At 34.2% G+C, this 17,323-nt stretch carries 13 protein-coding genes and 1 pseudogene; 9 read left to right on the top strand and 5 right to left on the bottom strand.

Features of this window, described 5'->3' with window-relative positions:
• Positions 1-146 precede the first annotated feature (146 nt).
• Both IPK14_10420 and IPK14_10415 read right to left on the bottom strand, forming a co-directional pair.
• On the bottom strand, positions 147-710 hold the full coding sequence (locus tag IPK14_10420; GenBank protein MBK7993808.1) for a ferritin-like domain-containing protein: 564 nt from the start codon (positions 708-710) through the stop codon (positions 147-149).
• 38 nt (positions 711-748) lie between these two features.
• Entirely contained in the window at positions 749-1,861 is a 1,113-nt protein-coding gene (locus IPK14_10415; protein ID MBK7993807.1) for an aromatic ring-hydroxylating dioxygenase subunit alpha, read from the bottom strand.
• Positions 1,862-2,056: 195 nt separating this feature from the next.
• On the opposite strand from IPK14_10415, the gene IPK14_10410 reads away from it, so the two are divergent.
• A complete protein-coding gene (locus IPK14_10410) occupies positions 2,057-4,021 on the top strand; it encodes a tetratricopeptide repeat protein (protein ID MBK7993806.1) in 1,965 nt (654 codons plus the stop codon).
• Here the strand turns inward: IPK14_10410 and IPK14_10405 are convergent.
• Together IPK14_10405 and IPK14_10400 are read right to left on the bottom strand one after the other, a co-directional pair.
• Positions 3,991-4,569 (bottom strand): hypothetical protein, encoded by a 579-nt coding sequence (locus IPK14_10405; GenBank protein MBK7993805.1) that lies wholly within the window; start codon positions 4,567-4,569, stop codon positions 3,991-3,993. The genes IPK14_10410 and IPK14_10405 overlap by 31 nt on opposite strands.
• A gap of 19 nt (positions 4,570-4,588) precedes the next feature.
• Complete coding sequence (locus tag IPK14_10400) at positions 4,589-5,821, bottom strand: hypothetical protein (protein MBK7993804.1); 1,233 nt, start codon at positions 5,819-5,821, stop codon at positions 4,589-4,591.
• 242 nt (positions 5,822-6,063) lie between these two features.
• On the opposite strand from IPK14_10400, the gene IPK14_10395 reads away from it, so the two are divergent.
• From IPK14_10395 to IPK14_10360, 8 genes and pseudogenes are all read left to right on the top strand, one after another.
• Positions 6,064-6,618 carry a Uma2 family endonuclease gene (locus tag IPK14_10395; protein MBK7993803.1) on the top strand — a complete coding sequence of 185 codons (555 nt, stop codon included), beginning with the start codon at positions 6,064-6,066 and terminating at the stop codon, positions 6,616-6,618.
• 130 nt (positions 6,619-6,748) lie between these two features.
• Entirely contained in the window at positions 6,749-9,751 is a 3,003-nt protein-coding gene (locus IPK14_10390) for a marine proteobacterial sortase target protein (protein MBK7993802.1), read from the top strand.
• A gap of 165 nt (positions 9,752-9,916) precedes the next feature.
• Positions 9,917-10,483, top strand: coding sequence for a DinB family protein (locus IPK14_10385; GenBank protein ID MBK7993801.1), 567 nt, complete (start codon positions 9,917-9,919; stop codon positions 10,481-10,483).
• A gap of 169 nt (positions 10,484-10,652) precedes the next feature.
• Entirely contained in the window at positions 10,653-11,846 is a 1,194-nt protein-coding gene (locus tag IPK14_10380) for a hypothetical protein (GenBank protein ID MBK7993800.1), read from the top strand.
• A 39-nt stretch (positions 11,847-11,885) separates the two neighbouring features.
• Positions 11,886-12,929, top strand: a complete 1,044-nt coding sequence (locus tag IPK14_10375; GenBank protein ID MBK7993799.1) for a hypothetical protein — start codon at positions 11,886-11,888, stop codon at positions 12,927-12,929.
• Between the two features lie 15 nt (positions 12,930-12,944).
• Positions 12,945-13,226 (top strand): hypothetical protein, encoded by a 282-nt coding sequence (locus tag IPK14_10370; protein ID MBK7993798.1) that lies wholly within the window; start codon positions 12,945-12,947, stop codon positions 13,224-13,226.
• Positions 13,227-13,234: 8 nt separating this feature from the next.
• A pseudogene (gene chrA, locus IPK14_10365) lies at positions 13,235-14,393 on the top strand (chromate efflux transporter).
• The gene (locus IPK14_10360) at positions 14,371-14,958 is read left to right on the top strand and encodes a hypothetical protein (GenBank protein MBK7993797.1); all 588 of its coding nucleotides are present in this window, start codon (positions 14,371-14,373) and stop codon (positions 14,956-14,958) included. Before chrA ends, IPK14_10360 begins: the two are co-directional and overlap by 23 nt.
• 18 nt (positions 14,959-14,976) lie before the next feature.
• Here the strand turns inward: IPK14_10360 and IPK14_10355 are convergent, their stop codons facing one another.
• The gene (locus tag IPK14_10355; GenBank protein ID MBK7993796.1) at positions 14,977-17,292 is read right to left on the bottom strand and encodes a hypothetical protein; all 2,316 of its coding nucleotides are present in this window, start codon (positions 17,290-17,292) and stop codon (positions 14,977-14,979) included.
• Positions 17,293-17,323 lie beyond the last annotated feature (31 nt).

The following is a 17,323-nucleotide window of genomic DNA, read 5'->3' as shown; positions in this document are numbered from 1 at the left end:
TGCGGGTTAAGACCTAAATAATCACTGCGGTTGGTGTAATTATCTTGCCTTCTCTAGGTAGGAATAACTGAGAATAAACAAGCTAGGGTTGGATAAGAAAATTTGCTGTTATAAATACGTAAGTTTTGCTAAATATGAAGAACAGACTATTTCTTGATTAAATTGGACTTTTTAGATTCAAATTCAGTAGTTAGTAAAGCATTAGGACTTCCCCAATGAAATATTTTTTTCATAATAGGTAAATATTTATGGTTAGAGACTGTATGTAAAAAAAATAACTCATGTTCTTTCTCAACGGCTGACATTAAAATTAATTCATTTTCAAAATCTATTAAATTAAGATCATGTGCATATTTTGCAGCATTTTCATATTCCATAGTGTTGTTACTTTCTAATTTGCCTGCAAAATACATAGGTAAAAACCATCCTATTAAATGGCAACCTATTCCAATAACCGTTCCAATAAACCAACATTTTACTTCTTTGAATTTATTTGGCTTTTCACCAAAATAAATAAGCATTAATCCAACATTATGGCGATGCTTCCATTCTTCGTTTTCTATTTGTTGGATTTTTGCTATCTCAACAGAATTTTTAAGAGATTTCCAATGTCCTTTGTAGGCTAAGGCTGCTGCTAATTCTCCTGAATAAGCATTTAATAGTATTTCTACTAGATAATTTTGAGAGTCTTTATTATTCATTATGTTCATTATATATCCCCTTAAAGACTGAAGAGAAAAAACTCTATCTACTTATCTATATTATAATGCACTAGATAATCTTTTTTAAGTAATTGGTGAAGTAAATATGCTCCACCTTCAAGTGTTGGTGCATAGCGGCCTGTAGTGTAGCTTTTGGAACTAAGGCCACGTTGGACAGATTCGCAAATGCTCACATCTTCAATTTGTACTTGTTCGCTAGCTTTAATTGATGCTGTTATAAAATCTTCTGATGTATCTGGTAAAAAATAATAATCAAAAATAGTTAAACAATGATCCGGTGCTAAGGGGACAATCCAATTGGTGTCCATAATATTACCATAGCGATTTATCATAAAATTTGGATAAATCCATGCATAAAGGGCTTCTTTTCCTATACGCTCTTTGAAGTCTATATTGCTATTTTGGGTTGGATTTGGTGATGCTGCACAGGATTGTAATGTCCAAGTTTTGTAGTTTTCAACTTTGTAATCATCCATTTTTAGTTGACCTGCTAAACCTTTATGGAGATGGTCAACGTGATAACCACCATCTAAGTAATTGTCTATATAGACTTTCCAGTTACATTTTATTTCATAAACTCGCCTGCCTATAAATTTTAGTTCATTTGTTTGTGCTTCAACTAGCCTTTGGTCAAAACGGTTTAAGTCGTCATCTAGCGGTTTGGCATTTCCAGAAAAATCTAATAAAACAAACTTATTCCAAATTTTTAATGGAATTTCGCTTAAAGAAAGTTTTTCACGGCTAAAGTTTTTTACTCCAGCCATTTGAGGAGCTTTTTTTAATTGCCCATCTAAAGAATAATTCCAAGCATGGTAGGGGCAAACTATATCTTTAGTGCATCCTTCACCGTGCAAAAGTTCTGCGGCATGATGTCGGCAGACATTAAAAAACGCTTTTAAGTCGCCTGTTTCAGTTTTAACAATAAAGTAGGGTTCGCCACAAAATGAACCTGATAGATAAGAACCTGTTTCGCTAAATTGATCAAGGCTAGCAACAAATTGCCAATAACTAATTAAAACTTTTTTATCTAACTCAAAAAATTGTGGGTCTAAGTACCAAGATGATGGTGGAGTGTCAGCCGCCTCTATTGCAACATTGCTGTCAAATTTATTTATTTCAGATTCTAATTTTATACTCATAAATTTTACTAAGATATTATATGTTTAATATTTACTAATAATAAGATAAAACCTATTAGAAAATCTACTTTGAAGTTTCTAAGCACTCTGTAAACAAAGTATTACCTATTACTAAGCATTGAAAGCTAGCCACCAGCTTTTTATTATTTTAGACTCAATTTGTAAAATCTAAAGAAAGTCTAATAGTTAAATTAAATGGCTCGCAAGAAAAAACAATTTTCTATTGATAACCAAACAACAAAAGTAAATACAGAAAAAACACTTGTTAGTTTAATAAATTTGCCTGATGTAAAGGAAAGCTACAAAAAGCAAGCTCAAGGTGTTTTACTATTAGTGATATTAAATTTAGTAGTTTATCTACAACTAGTAAATTATCCATTTATTGGGTTTGATGATAATTATTATATTTATGAAAACTCTAATGTGTTATTTGGTATAAATTGGTCTGCGGTAAAATGGGCATTTAGCACCTATTATATGGGACATTGGCATCCTCTAACATGGATGTCATACTTACTAGATAACCAAATTTATGGCCTTAATGCTGGTAAATATCACCTGACAAATATCTTAATACATATTGCTAATAGTAGTTTAATTTTTCTACTATTATTACATTTGACTTCGCGTTATGGTGCTAGTTTAATGGTGGCAATTCTTTTTGCTATTCATCCGCTACATATTGAGCCGGTTGCTTGGATTTCTGGACGTAAAGAGTTAATTAGCACTTTTTTTGGCATTTTTGCTGTATGGGCATATTTACGATACTTAACGCAGTCAAATTGGTTACATTATGGAGTAGTTAGTCTGGGTTTATTGTTAGGTTTGATGGTAAAAGCTTTGCTTATAACGTTTCCTTTTGCGCTTTTACTGCTAGATTATTGGCCGTTAAAAAGATTTGATAAATCTTTAGCAGAAGGAATAAAGCCGTTTTTATTAAAGCTAAAAGATTTGTTTTTGGAAAAATGGTTACTTTTTATCATTATTGGCGTTTTAGCCAATGTAGCAAGAAAGGCTGCTAGAAGTGGTTCAGGAACTATAGTTAGAGTTGAAGAGCCTATAGAAGTTACTACAGGAATGAAATTGAATGCTTCAATTGTTTTTGACCTTAATGCAATAACCAACTACATTTTTTATATTAAGAAAATGTTCCTGCCTAATGGCTTAACAATGTATTATCAAGTATATATGCAGCCTAACTTTATTTTAGTAGGTTTGGCATTTTTAGTCTTGTTATTAGTTACACTACTAGCAGTTTGGTGGGCAAAGAAATACCCTTATTTTTTAGTAGGTTGGTTTTGGTTTTTAGGAACAATGTTTCCAATGACTAGGTTGCCAATAGCAGAGCGTTATACCTATGTTCCTTATCTAGGGTTATTTGTTGTAGTCGTTTGGGCGGGTGTTGGATTAAGTGAAAACTGGCAAATAAAAGAAAAGTTTTTAACAGGTTTTGCAGTAGTAATAACATTAGTTTTAATGATAATTACGACTTATCAAACTAGTTATTGGAGCAGTAGCATAGAGTTATTTAAGCAGTCTGTAGAACGTAATCCAAACAACCCAGTTATGATGTATAACTTAGCAAATGAGTATCATAAAATAAATAAGAAGGAAGAAGCCGCCAAATATTATCAAAAGACTTTGGAAATTATTCCAAGTGGAGCTTATCGAGATAATAATGAAGATCTTTACTCACGTGTTTGCAATAATTTAGGTCTTATATTTTATGATCAAGGAAAGTATGTAGAGGCCGAAGACCTTTATAAAAGAGCTTTATTGTATTCAGCTAACAATGCTCATACTTATAATAGTTTGGCACAATTAAGGGTAAAACAAAAAAATGGGGTCGAAGCAATAGAATATGCTAATAAATCTATAGCACTTAACCCACAACTTGCAGAAGTTTATGTAAATTTAGGGTTAGGATATTTACTTCAAGAAAATGTAACAGAAACAATAAAGGCTTTTGAAAAGGCTGTAAAGTTAAAGCCTGCTTTATGGGACGTACAAACAGACCTTGGAACTCTTTATGCAAGCCAAAACCGACGTGAAGATGCTCTAAGACGCTATCAATTTGTATTGAAAAATAATCCTAATCATCAAACGGCTAGGAGAAAATTAGAAGAACTTCAAGTTAGAGCAAGTATTGAAAAAAAATAGACTTTATTTTGGTTCAGGAGTCTTTCATAAGTCATCTGATAATCAGAATCAATATGAATTTGCCAATAATCTAGTCTTTTATAGCGTGCTTGATATGACCAAAAACGGGCTTCAATTCCGTTATCAATGATTTCTAAAGATGGAGAAGTAATTTTTGCTACACGAGCGTTAAAAGCTTCATCTGATGACTTGGCAATATCACTAGACGATTCTACTAAGCGAAGTTCTCTTACTACTAAATGTAAAAAGAGAGTAGCAAATTGATGTGCATTCCAATGAGGGCGGGATGTAAATTTTTCTGCTGCTAGCAATTGGGAAAAATTATTTTCATCTACTGAGCAATAAAATTTCCCATTTACTAGAATATAATTGTAATAAATATTTCCATAGCTACCACGTTTTTCAGCGCGAAAAACTCGAGCATCTGCGGGGAAGTTGAGTGGATGAGGTTCAGAAATCGAGATTTTTTCTGCTGGTAAATTAAAACGTTCTTTTAAATTATTTAAGATATATTGCTCGATTTCTTTTTCTATAGCTGTTATGCCCATCAACTAAACTCCTAAAGTTTTATTCTGCTGGTCTGGCCCGCGGTGTTAAAGTGTTATCAAGGTTTCCTGGTGTAGTTAAATAGCGAGGATTTTTAATAAAAGGATCCTTGCCTATTAATTCTGCTAATGACTTACGAAATGTTTCTGGGTCAGTCACTACACCGCGATCTAAATCTACTTTAATTTGGTCAACAATTTGACGAAAATCAGGATCTTGTAGATAAACTTCTCGAATATTATCGTAACCAGCATTTGGGCTAAAGAAGTTTTCCCAGACACCTTGCATATATTCTACGGTTGGTGGGTTAATTCCTACAGCAAAATTCTCCATATACCAAGACCTATATTCATCTAGTGCGCGTTCTGGGGTGTCAAATTCTGTGTCATTGTCGCGGTCATTAAGGACGTGATTAATTTCGTGTGCTGCTGTGCGAACCATATCAGGACGGCTATCAAGCAGACCAGGTAAATATACATTAAAATACATTGTATTTTCATAAGCAAACCCATAGAGGCTTTGTAAATCTTCAGGGGTGAAACCTTCATCAAGTAGCTCTTTCTTGGTAGGTAGCCCAAGTTCAACATTTCCTGTAGTAAGTGCTAAAACAGTATTGCGGCTTGTTGGGTTATGGCTTGGATTAAGTGCTGCATCAGCGGACAGTAGGCCAATAATGACTTGACCTTGTTGTTTTTGCATTTTGCTAAAGCCCTTATAACTAGCTGTTTGGGTAAAATCAAGTAAATCTGCGGCTAAAGCTCCTGGGCTTTTTGCCAAGCCATTTAGCGCATAGCTACGATCATTGCTAGTTAGCTTCTTAAAAAACATCGGACTATCGATCATTTCTTTAAGTTGGCCTGCAACTTGAGAATTACCTGCATTTTGTGCAAGTACATCTCTAACTAAACCTTTTTGAGAAGGGGAAAGGCGGTCAAAGCTACGACTGCTAGTTATATCACTTGGTTTTATAGGTTTTGCTGCTGTGCTTGAGGTGGCTGGCAGCCCGACGTTAGCCGCTTGACGTGTAGCTTGAGCTTGAAAGTCAGTTTTAGATTTTTCAAATTGACCAGAAAGACGAGTTAAATGCGTAGGCAAATCTTGAGTTAACTCTTGCCTCATTGCTGTGTTTTGCATCACTACATCGCGCAATGGTTCATCACTATGAGAATGATCAGATGTTTGGGATTTTTGGATGCTATCAGTTTGTTGATTATTTTGGATTGCTTGATTGATGGAGTCATTAGAGATACGCATAGGTGCTTTCCTGCCTAATTTGAAATATTTTTGTAGCTTAAAGAAATGAATGGCTATTCAGTGAAATTATCGGGCTAAGAATAAATATGTTGCCCAGAATTTTAAGAAAAATTTAGTTAACTTGCCAGGTTAGGGTTGAGTTATTAAATCGCCATTTCTTTGGCCTTAACTTATAATCAATCCTAAAGCTAAAAGATCTAATGAGGGACTACTTATTTTAAGACAGATAGGAACTAAGAGTTATGACTACAGCAATAAAAACTCTTGTTACAGAAGATGAATTATTACAAATGCCAAAAGATGGTTATAGATATGAATTAATTGAAGGAGAATTACGCCGTATGGCCCCAGCAGGCGGAGAACATGGAGTATTGGCTGCTACTTTTACTATTGCGTTAGGCTATTTTGTAGATTTACATGATTTAGGGGTAATTTGTGCTGCTGAAACAGGTTTTACACTTGCTAAAAACCCAGATACAACTCGCGCCCCTGATTTAGCTTTTGTTAGTAAAGCTCGTATTCCTGAAACAGGTATTCCTAAAGGCTATTGGTCTTTCGCTCCTGATTTAGCTGTTGAAGTTGTTTCTCCTAATGATACTTATGATGAAGTTGAAGACAAAATTGCTCTTTGGCTAAAATATGGCACTTCTATTGTTATTGTTATAAATCCTCGTAGACGCAATGTCAAAGTCTATCGGTCTTTAACCAATATCAACATTTTTAACACTGCTGACACTTTAACTTTACCTGATATGTTTTCTGGATTTTCTTATCCAGTTGCAAAATTATTTCGCTAAATTAAAAATTTTCTTCTAATTTTCCCCTATCTTTTGGAACTTTTCGCGGGTTGTTTAGTCTACAAGCTAAAACTACAAAACAAAAACTTGTCGATTAATCACTAATTTCTTAAAAGTAGGGGAAAGTATTATGAAAGCTGCACTTTGGCATTGTTTTTTAGGGCTACTATTTTTATTAGTTGCTTTTGCTAATACACTAGCTCAAGGTATTGTTGATTGTGGGATACCGGGAGAAGGCGTTTTAGTAAGAACCGGGCCTAAACCGCTACCTATACCGCTTAAAAATACGGATGTAAAAATATCTGTTTTTGGGTTTGTTGCTTCTGTTGAAGTAGAGCAAACCTTTGTTAATTCATTTTCAGAAAATATTGAAGCTGTTTATGTTTTTCCTCTTCCTGCTAATGCTGCTGTAGATGATTTAGATATAGTTATAGGCAAACGCAAAATTCAAGGCCAAATAAAAGAGCGTGAAGAGGCTCGCCAAAGCTATGAAATAGCTAAATCGGCAGGTATCAAAGCAGCACTTCTTGAGCAGCAACGTCCTAATATTTTTACTTCTGCTGTAGCCAACATTGAACCCAATAGCCAAATTGTAGTCAAAATTCATTATACAGAGCGAATTGCTTATGATGACGGGACTTTTAGACTAGCTTTTCCTATGGTTGTTGCTCCTCGCTATATTCCTGCGGGTATGGAAATAAAAGACGGAAAAATAAAAAAAGTACATGGTGGGCGTTTTATTCCTGTACCTGATAAAGACAAAACTGTTGTGCCAGATGCAGATAAAATTACTCCTCCAAACCTACCTGCAAATATCAGACCTGGAAATATTTCACTTTCTGTAGAACTTCAAGCAGGCTTTCCTATTAAAAAATTACAATCAATGGCACATGAAATTAAGTCGGATAAAATTGCACCTTCTCATTATCGAGTGCAGCTAAATCGGCAAGATGAAATACCTAATCGGGATTTTGTTTTAGAGTATAGAATTGCAGGCGAACAACCAGAAGCAGCCGTAATGCTAGCAACTGATCAAAAAGGCGAAGGCTATTTTTTAATGATGGCTGCACCGCCTTCAGACTTTCAAACTAAAGATCTAGTAGCTAAGGAAATGATCTTTATCGTTGATACTTCAGGCTCAATGCAAGGAATCAAAATAGAACAAGCTAAAAATGCAATGCGTAGCTGTTTACGCGGGCTAAATCCTCAAGATGATTTTAATATCATTCGGTTTTCTAGCGGGTTTCAACCGCTTTGGCCTAAGTCACTATCTGTTACTCAAAGTAACATCAATCAAGCAGACCAATTTGTTAATAATTTTCGTGCTGAAGGTGGAACGGAAATGCTTAATCCGCTAATGCACGCCCTACAAAACAATAAAGCTATGCCAGGACAACCAGCAAAAGCTCGCGTAATTGTTTTTATTACTGATGGTCAAATTGGCAACGAAGCCCAGCTTTTACAAGCAGTTAAACAAAACCTTGGTCAAACAAAAATTTTTACTTTTGGTATTGATAGTGCGGTCAATGAATATTTCTTAAGAAAACTAGCTGAAATCGGTGCTGGTACAGCAGAATTTTTACTTCCTACACAACAAAACTTTGAGACAGTTATTAATAAGTTTCAATCTCGTATCTCTGCGCCAATGTTAACTAATATTGCTATTGATTGGGGACAAATGGAAGTAAGCGATTTTTACCCAAACCCAGTACCAGACCTTTATGTTAATCAACCAGTGTTTATAACAGGGAAAATCAAAGCTACAGGAAATAGAGAACAAGTATTTATTAAAGCTTTAAGTGCTGTTGGACTTAGCACTTTGCCAGTTTTAATTGATACATCTAGCAGCAATATACGTTTACAAGCAATTTCTGCACTTTGGGCTAGAGGCAAAGTTGACCGTTTAAGTAATGATTTAATTGAGACACCAAATAACCAAAATATTAAGCAAGAAATTACCCAACTAGGCTTAAAACATAAGCTTGTAACACAATTTACTTCCTTTATTGCTTTAGAGGAAAAAAATATTGTTCCAAAAGAAGGTGGCAAACCTCAAACAATTCTAGTTCCAGTTCCAGTTCCAGCCGATTGGCAAATAGCGCAAGATCAGGATGATGAAAGCGAACTTGAAAAAGCTCGTCGAGAGGCTACAGTGCAAAACTTTAATGCTTTTGGTGCATCTGGAGGAGCAAGACCAGGAAATGCTGTTCCTAGAATGGCTGAAAAGAGAAAAGTGCAGCCTGCTCCACCATCACAACCAACACCACTAAGAAAAAATACTATGACATCATCCAAACCTGCATCAGCAGCAAATATGGCTGGTGTAAGTGCAGATCAAAGAAGTATAGCTGAACCAAATGCTAGACCTGCTGAAATGCCAGCAGATCTAAAAGCTGGTGCTAAAAAAGATAATGCTGCTAGTGTTGATAAACTTGGAAAAGCTACTGAAAGAGAAATTGATTTAAGTCGTGCAGAATCTAAAAATAGTGCTAAGGAAGAAGCTTTAGCAGATGCTACTGTAGCTTTAGATGAAGTAGAACGCTACCTTGGCAGAAATCAAGCTGTAAGTGGTGCTTGGGCAGATGCTGATCAAAACGTTTTACGCACTACTGCTATGTCAACACTAGCATTTGTAATTAATGGAAACACTGCAAGGAAAGGTATTTATCAACCTCAACTACGTCGCTCAATAGAACTTCTAACAGCTAGTATTGATGCTAATGGAGTTTTAAGAAATAAAAATGGTGATGTGGCTGATACTCAAACCATAGCAATCACACTTTGGGCAATGAGTGAAATTATTGCAGATTCACCAAGCGCAAATGTCAGTAAAGCAGCAGAAAAACTACTGACTAATCTCTTAAAACTACGTGATAAAGATGGTTTATGGGTTGCTCAAGAAGGCGGCAAAGCTGACTTAAATGCAACAGCATGGGTAGTTTTAGCACTAGAAAGCGCGAAGAAAGCAAATCTAAGTTTTGATCAAAGCCTGATTAGCAGCGGACAAGAAGCTTTAGCAAAAGGCGGAACTAGCAAAATTGTTTTAGCTAATTTGGTTAAAGAGCTTAATTTAACAGCTTCTCAACCAATTGCACAAGCAGCAGCACGCTACTTGCTACTTTCTCAAAAATAAAGTAATTAAAAAGTAGTTAAAAAAATTCAATAAAACAAATGCCCCTAGCCTAGTTTGGAAGGGGCATTTGCTTTTATTTTAAGGCCAAGTTTAGTAGCTTAAGTAGCCAATCAAAAGTTTGTTGCAACACTTGTTTAGCATCTTTAGAAAAGGAAATAAAAGGCAATGAGTAGTAAAGAGAAAAATTTGTCGGATTTAATTTTAAGAGCAAATAAAGTAACAGATGAAACTCTAACGATCTTTGGAAAACTAGCACCACAACAACTTAATTGGAAGCCAGACATAAACCAATGGAGTATTTCACAATGTTTTGATCATTTAAGAACAGCTAATGAAGCTTATTTCCCTATTTTGAAAAAAGTTTTGAATGGAGAGAAAAAAAACACTTTTTGGGAAAGCATGCCATTACTCCCCATGTTTTTTGGAAAAATGCTAATTAAATCAGTTGCTCCTGAATCAAAATCTAAATTGAAAGCTCCAAAGGTCTTTTATCCATCAAACAGCAACATTGAAGGGGATATTATCCATAGATTTGTTGAGCAGCAAAACCAAATGGTTAAATGTATAAAGGCTACTGAAAGTTTAGATTTAGATAAGATAATAATCTCATCTCCTATCACTAATCTAATTACTTATAGCTTAATGGATGCTTACAGGGTCATTGTTAATCATGAAGAAAGACATTTTCTTCAAGCAAAAAGGGTTTTTCATTCAAATGGCTTTCCTACTTAACTTTCAGATAAACAAAAATCCCAAACTAAGTTTAAGAAATTAAAAAATATTTTAACTAGAGAAAACTTATTAGATAAAGTGTCCTTATTAGACTTCCTTGCAATAAAGAGTTACAAAAATTTGGCTGTTAATGTAATAATGTTAAGCAGTTAGAAACAAACTTAACATTATGAGTAAAACAGCGGAAAATCCAGAACAACAAAATATTCCTGTTGATGAAGCTACTAAGTTTTTTCTAGGTGCCCGTTCAGCCTTAAAAATCGGTGATATGGGTGCTGCTGAAAGGTTGCTTCGTCGTGCTTTGGATCTATCACCAAAAAATTACTTATATATGTTAGCTTTAGCTCGGTTGCTGGTTCAAATGGACAAAAACCAGGCTGAAGCAGAAAAGCTTTTACTTGATTCTAGCGAAGTAGATGTTAATGCTGTAGAACCTAGACTAATACTTTCTGCTGTTTATGAGAAGCAAGGACAAAAACAAATTACCGTTGCTATTCTAAAAAGTGTAATTAACCTTGACCCAACTAATTTTGTTGCTCGCCGTAAATTGACCCAACTTAATAGCGAGTTTCCCTTAGAAATAGAAAAACATCCCTTTAGAGACGAAGTTCTAGCTCAATGTTCTTTAGTGGCAGAAGATTTAATTGCTCTAACAATAGAACCTTCGCCATTAGAAAATAAAGTTGTTTCAGAAGTAAGCCAAGAGGAAGAAAGTTTCTCTGTTGTTGATTCAGTTCCAATAAAAATAGACACTACCCCATTTGTTGACCAAGATTTGCTAGATGAAGAAGATAGTGATTTTGGTAGAATTACAGCAGAAATTTTAGCTGCTGATATGCCAGAATCCTTAATGCAGGAACCAGAAATAGATGATCCTCAAATATTACCAACTGAAGGAAGCGTTTTTGATTCTCCTGATCCTGTAATTACAACAAATAATGATGTTTGGAGTAGCTCAAAAGAAGAAACCGTTGTAGAAGTTTTAAGATTAGAACCAGATAAACTTATTATTATTATTCGCCGATTTTTCTACGCAGTTAAAGATCAACTAGGTAGAGAAAATGCTTTTTTACTACTTACCCGATCAAAACAACAAATAGAAGCAATTTATCCAGAATTAGACTATTTTGAACTTCAAGAAGATTATAAGATTATAGAATTTGTATCTAATGAAGATACAGTTGGCAAACGTACATTAGAAGCTATTGCTACCTGGATGTATCTGTATATGATTTTACTAAAAGAAACTTCTATACTTAGAGAAGAAGCTAGAGAAAAAGCTTTAGAGCAGGCTTTAATAGTTAGAGAAGAGGTTATAGAAGAAAAATTCTTCCAACAATATTTTAGTAATATTCAAATTTAACATATCAATAAAAACTGAAATTAAGGTTGTAAAAATTTTATGGATTTTGACAAAGTTAAAAAAGTAGCTACACGTAGCTTAAAGCTTTTAACATTGGTTTTAGTTTTAGCAGCAATGTATGTTTGTTTTATACCTCCTTTTGGTCAATTGCCTCGTGCAGATAACTTTGGAGTAATAAAAGTTGAGCCATCAGAAAACGCATTTACAGATTATGATCTAGCCGTAAAAGCCCTAGAAGAAAGCAAAAAAAACTTTCCAAGGTTTAATAATCTTCCACATGACAAACTTATAAAAGGACTTGAGCCACTAAATGAGGAAAGTCACCAATGGTTAGATCTAAATAAAAAAACTATAACACATTTGTTAGAAGGGGCTAAAAAATCAAAATTTCAATTTTATAATCGTGTTCCAATTTTTTCTGATGGGACAATTAATTTTGTTTCTGCAAGAGAATTATTTAATTTAGCTAATTTACAGACAAGAGCATTAATTGAAGAAGGAAAATTAGAACAAGCTGCGGAGATAGCTTTAGCTGCTTATAAAATGGCAAGTTATCTTAATACTGACCCTAATAGTGGGCTACTTTTCCCTTTAGTTTCAGAAGTTTGCCGTGACATTATGGCTAAGGTTTTATTTGATTTGATAGCCCAAGATAACCTTAAATCAGATACATTAATTATTATTGCTAAAGAAATGCAAGATGCTGATAGTAAAGTAGGTAGACCTTACGAAGTAATGTTAAGAGAGTGGCGAATTGCTCAAATTAGTTTAGATAATACATTAGTTGGAGAAGTAGAAGAAAAAAGAGACGAATACTTAAAAAAATACTTAAAAGCTAATTATTTGCCATATGGCTTAAAGCAACGTTTATATAAACACTTAATGGAAAAAATTCAAATGAATATCTTTTTATTAAGTGTTCCTCTAAAACAATGGGATTTTGCATCAACAAAAGCAGCAGAAAAACTTTCTGATAAACTATCAGAATCTATTATTGATAGTTTTTTAAGAGATATTGTTCAGTCTCATTCCCGTTCAACAATGCGAATGCTTTATATGGGGCAAGCTTGGGTGCTGCTCTAAGAGCATTGGCTATTTGTGAGGCTTATAAAAAAAATTAATGGCCGATTTCCTTCTAGCCTTGAACAAGCTTTTGAGCAACTGAGAGAGAAAGCAGATTTAAGAACACCTATAGACCCAATTACAAGAAAGGCTATAAAGTATCGATTAGAAGATGAAAAGCCTGTTATTTGGCTGCTTGGTACAGATGGTCAAGATGATGGCGGTGTAAATAATTACACAAAAAATCAAGCAAATATGTATCCCGAAGGTCAAGACTTAATCTTTTTCTATAAAGAAAAACCTGCTTGGTTAAACTAAATGCTAGGATGTTTTTGCAGAAAATACCTATATCAAAACTTAAAGAAGTAGCATTTGTGTTTCTTAAACTTGGAACATTGGGTTTTGGTGGGCCTGCTGCCCATATTGCGATGATGAAAGAAGAAGTTGTGGAGCGTCGCAAATGGCTAACAGAAGAAAAATTCTTGGATTTAATTGGAGCGACTAACCTTATACCTGGCCCAAATTCAACAGAAATGGCTATTCATCTAGGCCATCTTAGGGCAGGCTGGCTAGGGCTTTTGGTTGCAGGAGTTTGTTTTATTTTACCAGCCGCAATTATTGTTCTGTCTATAGATATGGTTATATGTTCGCTTTGGTAAATTAATTGAGGCTACAGGCTTACTTTATGGTGTAAAACCTGTAATTATTGCTGTAGTTTTACAAGCTCTTTGGGGACTTGGACGAACTGCTATAAAAAATAAACTTTTAGCTTTTTTTGGTTTGATCTCGCTAACCTGTGCTTTTGTTTCTATTAATGAATTACTGATTTTATTTGGTGCTGGCTTTTTGGCATTAGTTTTTCATTGGGCAAAAAACTTTAATCATAAAAAACTATCTTTTCTAAATTTAACTACAAGTTTATTTATTTTGCCGGCTTTAAGAACAACAGAAACACAAACTTCAAATTTTGGGTTATACCCGCTGTTTCTTTTTTTCCTTAAAGTCGGCTCTGTGCTATTTGGTAGTGGGTATGTTTTGCTAGCTTTTTTACGTAATGACTTAGTTATAGCAAAAGGTTGGCTTACAGAAACGCAACTAATTGATGCAATTACAGTTGGTCAAATAACTCCAGGGCCTGTTTTTACCACAGCAACCTTTATTGGTTATGTGTTAGGCGGCTTTTGGGGTGGAATAGTTGCAACAGTAGGGATATTTTTACCAGCTTTTATCTTTGTTGCTATTAGTAGTTTTTTAATTCCTTACCTACGTAAATCATCTGCCGCTGGAGCATTTCTTGACGCGATAAATGTTGCATCTCTTGCATTAATGGCCGCTGTTACTTGGCAACTAGGCAAAACAACAATTATTGATTTAACAACTATTTTACTATGTCTATTTAGTGCTGTTTTACTAATAAAATTTCGTGTTAATTCAGCCTGGCTTGTGTTTGGAGGGGCAATAGTTGGAATTATCTTTAGCTGGTGAAAATAATGAGGAGAATAATAAAATGAATGGTATCAATAAATTAACTATTATAGCTTTAATTTTAGCTTTTACTGCTTTTGTCTTGTCTCTTTCAAACTCTTTACAAACTTCTACTTCTGTTCATGCTCAAGGTGCAACAACGCAATGGCTTAAAGGGACTGAGGAAGAAAAATTTATACAAATTGAAAAACATCTTCGTGGATTTGATCATGCAATGGCAGAAATTTCTTATAGATATGGGGAACTTTATTTTGCAGGCTCAAAGAAAAATTGGGATTATGCTAAATACCAAGCCGAGAAAATAGATTTAATTATGAAACTAGGGCTAGAACGTCGCCCAAAACGCTCTGAATCCTCCCAACCTTTTATTAATGAAGCAATTCCAAACCTACAAAAAGCAATTGCTACGGCTAATCAAAAACAATTTTTTGCTGAAATGGAGCGTTTTCATAATGCTTGTGTAGCTTGTCATCGTGCAGAAAATGTTTTGTATTATCGTGATTCTGTAGAAAGAATTCGTCAACAAGGACTACAAAGCTTAAGAACTAGAAAATCTAAAAAATAAGCTATTTTATCTGTGTTTTTACATAAAGTTAAAAGCTGAATCATCATAAATAGTTCTAAGAAATCCTGGACGTAAAGCAGTAGGTTTTACACCTTTTGCAATGTCTCTAAAACGTAGCAGGTGTATTTGTCGCCAAGCAAACGTGCCTGCTATTGTATCAGCATAAAACATCCCTTTTGGAGTTAGTTTTATTTCTTCTGTGCCTATTTCAATCAATCCTTTTTCAGCTAGACTTGTAAATTCAAATGGAAAATCATCAAATGGATCTTGATTAAATATAGCTTTGTAATCTTTTCTATTAAGCCCTAAAAGAACTACTTTTCTTGTTAAATAAAGTATTTTCATATCCCTTATTTGATAAACAAAGCTTTTACTTGCAGATGGATTTCTATTAATAAGCTCTGAATATTCTGTTGAGCTTTCTGGATTAAGTAGTTTAAGCGCGTGATGGAATTTTTTATCAGAAATTAATGTGATAGCCGAAGGCCCAAAACCTAAGAGATCATACTTTTCTGGTCTATAACCATAATCTTCATAAACAAAGCGACAAACTCCATGTCTAATGTCTGACTTTTCAAAGTTAGTTAATGAATTTTGCAAATAGCCTTTTGAAAGCAAGTATTCACGTAGCTTAAGCCAATTAGAAGCCGACTTTGTATTATTTGGGAGTTCTAAGAGTAATTGATCATCTAGTGACCATTCTGTTCCTAAACCTTCAAACATTACAAGGTGATACAAACATATTTGATCAAAGCCTATGTCTATGGCGTGGTCAATATCTGCTTTCATTTCTGCTAAAGACTGCCCTGGAAGGTTGAAAAGAAGGTCACAAGAAACAATGTAGTTAAGTTTATGGGCAGACTTTACAACTTCATTTATTTTATTTTTATCACCAAAAGCACCTCGTCCCATACGCTTTATTTGTGCGGTGTTAAAGGTTTGAACGCCCATACTTATTCTTAACTGTCTTACGGGCATTTCTTCTTTTAATACTTCTAAAATAGTAGGTTTATGAGTAATAAAATATATGGGAACGCCTTCTAAAGTTACTTCTGCTTGGCTAAGATCTATGTGGTTGTTAAGAGTTTGGCATAAATCTCTAAACAAATTAGGCGGGGTTAAATTGGCAGTCCCTCCACCAAAATATAATGCTTCAACATCAATGTTAAGAAAAGGGTTTTGGTCAAAAAAGAAATCTATTTCTTTAATTACATCTTTAACAATATGGTCTACTTTTGTGTTTGTATAAATTTCATGTGGAAAAGTACAAAAACCACATCCTTTAACACTTGGATTACAAAATGGATGAGGCAACACACCAACAATAAATTTTCTATTAAGCTCTGAAAGCAAATTTAGTTGGAATTGTTCAAGATCTGCTCTGTTTTCCAAATGTGTTTGCTTCATAAGCGGAGACATTGGATAACCATGCAAAAGACGATGGCGTTGAGGGCGTTTCATACGTCTGTTTATCTCATTATTTACTGAATCTGTAAGCCATAATGAAAATAAATAATTTAGAAATTCTAAGTTATCCTTGTTATTAATACTCTCATCAAAAAACATTCTTGCCGAACCAACAATAGAAATTGTTCCCTTGCCTCTCTCAAGACGCAAAAAGACATATTTATCACCTAAAAATGTTTGATAATCACAACCAAAAATTTCTTTATAGTCAAAGTTTATCCAACGGGTTGTACCCTCTATTGCTACAGCATAATCTGGTACTTTTAGAGAATGTGTAATTTTTAAAGAATCATCATTTTTATCTATAGATTGACTTAAAAGTTCTTTATAGCTTTCTTTTATGGATAATGTGCAACCAACTTGATAAGATATGCTACTTTTATGATTAAGTAATTTTATAGTGTCAATTTCTACTTGAGGATTAAATAAAATGTTTTGTGGAAGACCGTCTACAGGAAAAAGACCTGGAGTTAAATTATATCCATTGGTTGTTTCTACTATGCCAAGGCAACTGTTATCAACTTGAATGCTTTTGGTAATTTCTCCAAAAGGTAGGCTTGGTAAATCATAACCATGAGGTACTTGATCACCTCCCATTGTTGAAAGTAAAAGCAAGTTTCCGCCCTGTTCAACCCAGCCTTGTAATACAGTTGATTCGTCTTCTGTAAAACTGTTTATAGGAACACCTATAAGAATTGCACTAAATGGAATAATTTTTTCCCATGATAATTCTTCATCTATTAACTCTGTCCGATAACCTTGAGCGCGTAAAAGATCAAAGAAAATAGTAAAATCACTGTTGTTTGGAACAACATATTCAAAATGACTTCCAGTTATTGCTATTAAATTTTTCTTTTTGCCTTGCATAACTTAGCTTTTGCTACTTGCTTAAAAGAGA

The organism is Blastocatellia bacterium, assembly GCA_016713405.1.
Taxonomy (GTDB): Bacteria; Acidobacteriota; Blastocatellia; order Chloracidobacteriales; family JADJPF01; genus JADJPF01.
Note: the sequence above shows the minus strand (reverse complement) of the source record. Positions and strands in the feature narration are given on the sequence as shown.

Excerpts from the sequence above, each read along its gene's own strand:
- IPK14_10420 (MBK7993808.1), bottom strand. The coding sequence starts at position 710 with ATGAACATAATGAATAATAAAGACTCTCAAAATTATCTAGTAGAAATA.
- IPK14_10415 (MBK7993807.1), bottom strand. The coding sequence starts at position 1,861 with ATGAGTATAAAATTAGAATCTGAAATAAATAAATTTGACAGCAATGTT.
- IPK14_10410 (MBK7993806.1), top strand. The coding sequence starts at position 2,057 with ATGGCTCGCAAGAAAAAACAATTTTCTATTGATAACCAAACAACAAAA.
- IPK14_10405 (MBK7993805.1), bottom strand. The coding sequence starts at position 4,569 with ATGGGCATAACAGCTATAGAAAAAGAAATCGAGCAATATATCTTAAAT.
- IPK14_10400 (MBK7993804.1), bottom strand. The coding sequence starts at position 5,821 with ATGCGTATCTCTAATGACTCCATCAATCAAGCAATCCAAAATAATCAA.
- IPK14_10395 (MBK7993803.1), top strand. The coding sequence starts at position 6,064 with ATGACTACAGCAATAAAAACTCTTGTTACAGAAGATGAATTATTACAA.
- IPK14_10390 (MBK7993802.1), top strand. The coding sequence starts at position 6,749 with ATGAAAGCTGCACTTTGGCATTGTTTTTTAGGGCTACTATTTTTATTA.
- IPK14_10385 (MBK7993801.1), top strand. The coding sequence starts at position 9,917 with ATGAGTAGTAAAGAGAAAAATTTGTCGGATTTAATTTTAAGAGCAAAT.
- IPK14_10380 (MBK7993800.1), top strand. The coding sequence starts at position 10,653 with ATGAGTAAAACAGCGGAAAATCCAGAACAACAAAATATTCCTGTTGAT.
- IPK14_10375 (MBK7993799.1), top strand. The coding sequence starts at position 11,886 with ATGGATTTTGACAAAGTTAAAAAAGTAGCTACACGTAGCTTAAAGCTT.
- IPK14_10355 (MBK7993796.1), bottom strand. The coding sequence starts at position 17,292 with ATGCAAGGCAAAAAGAAAAATTTAATAGCAATAACTGGAAGTCATTTT.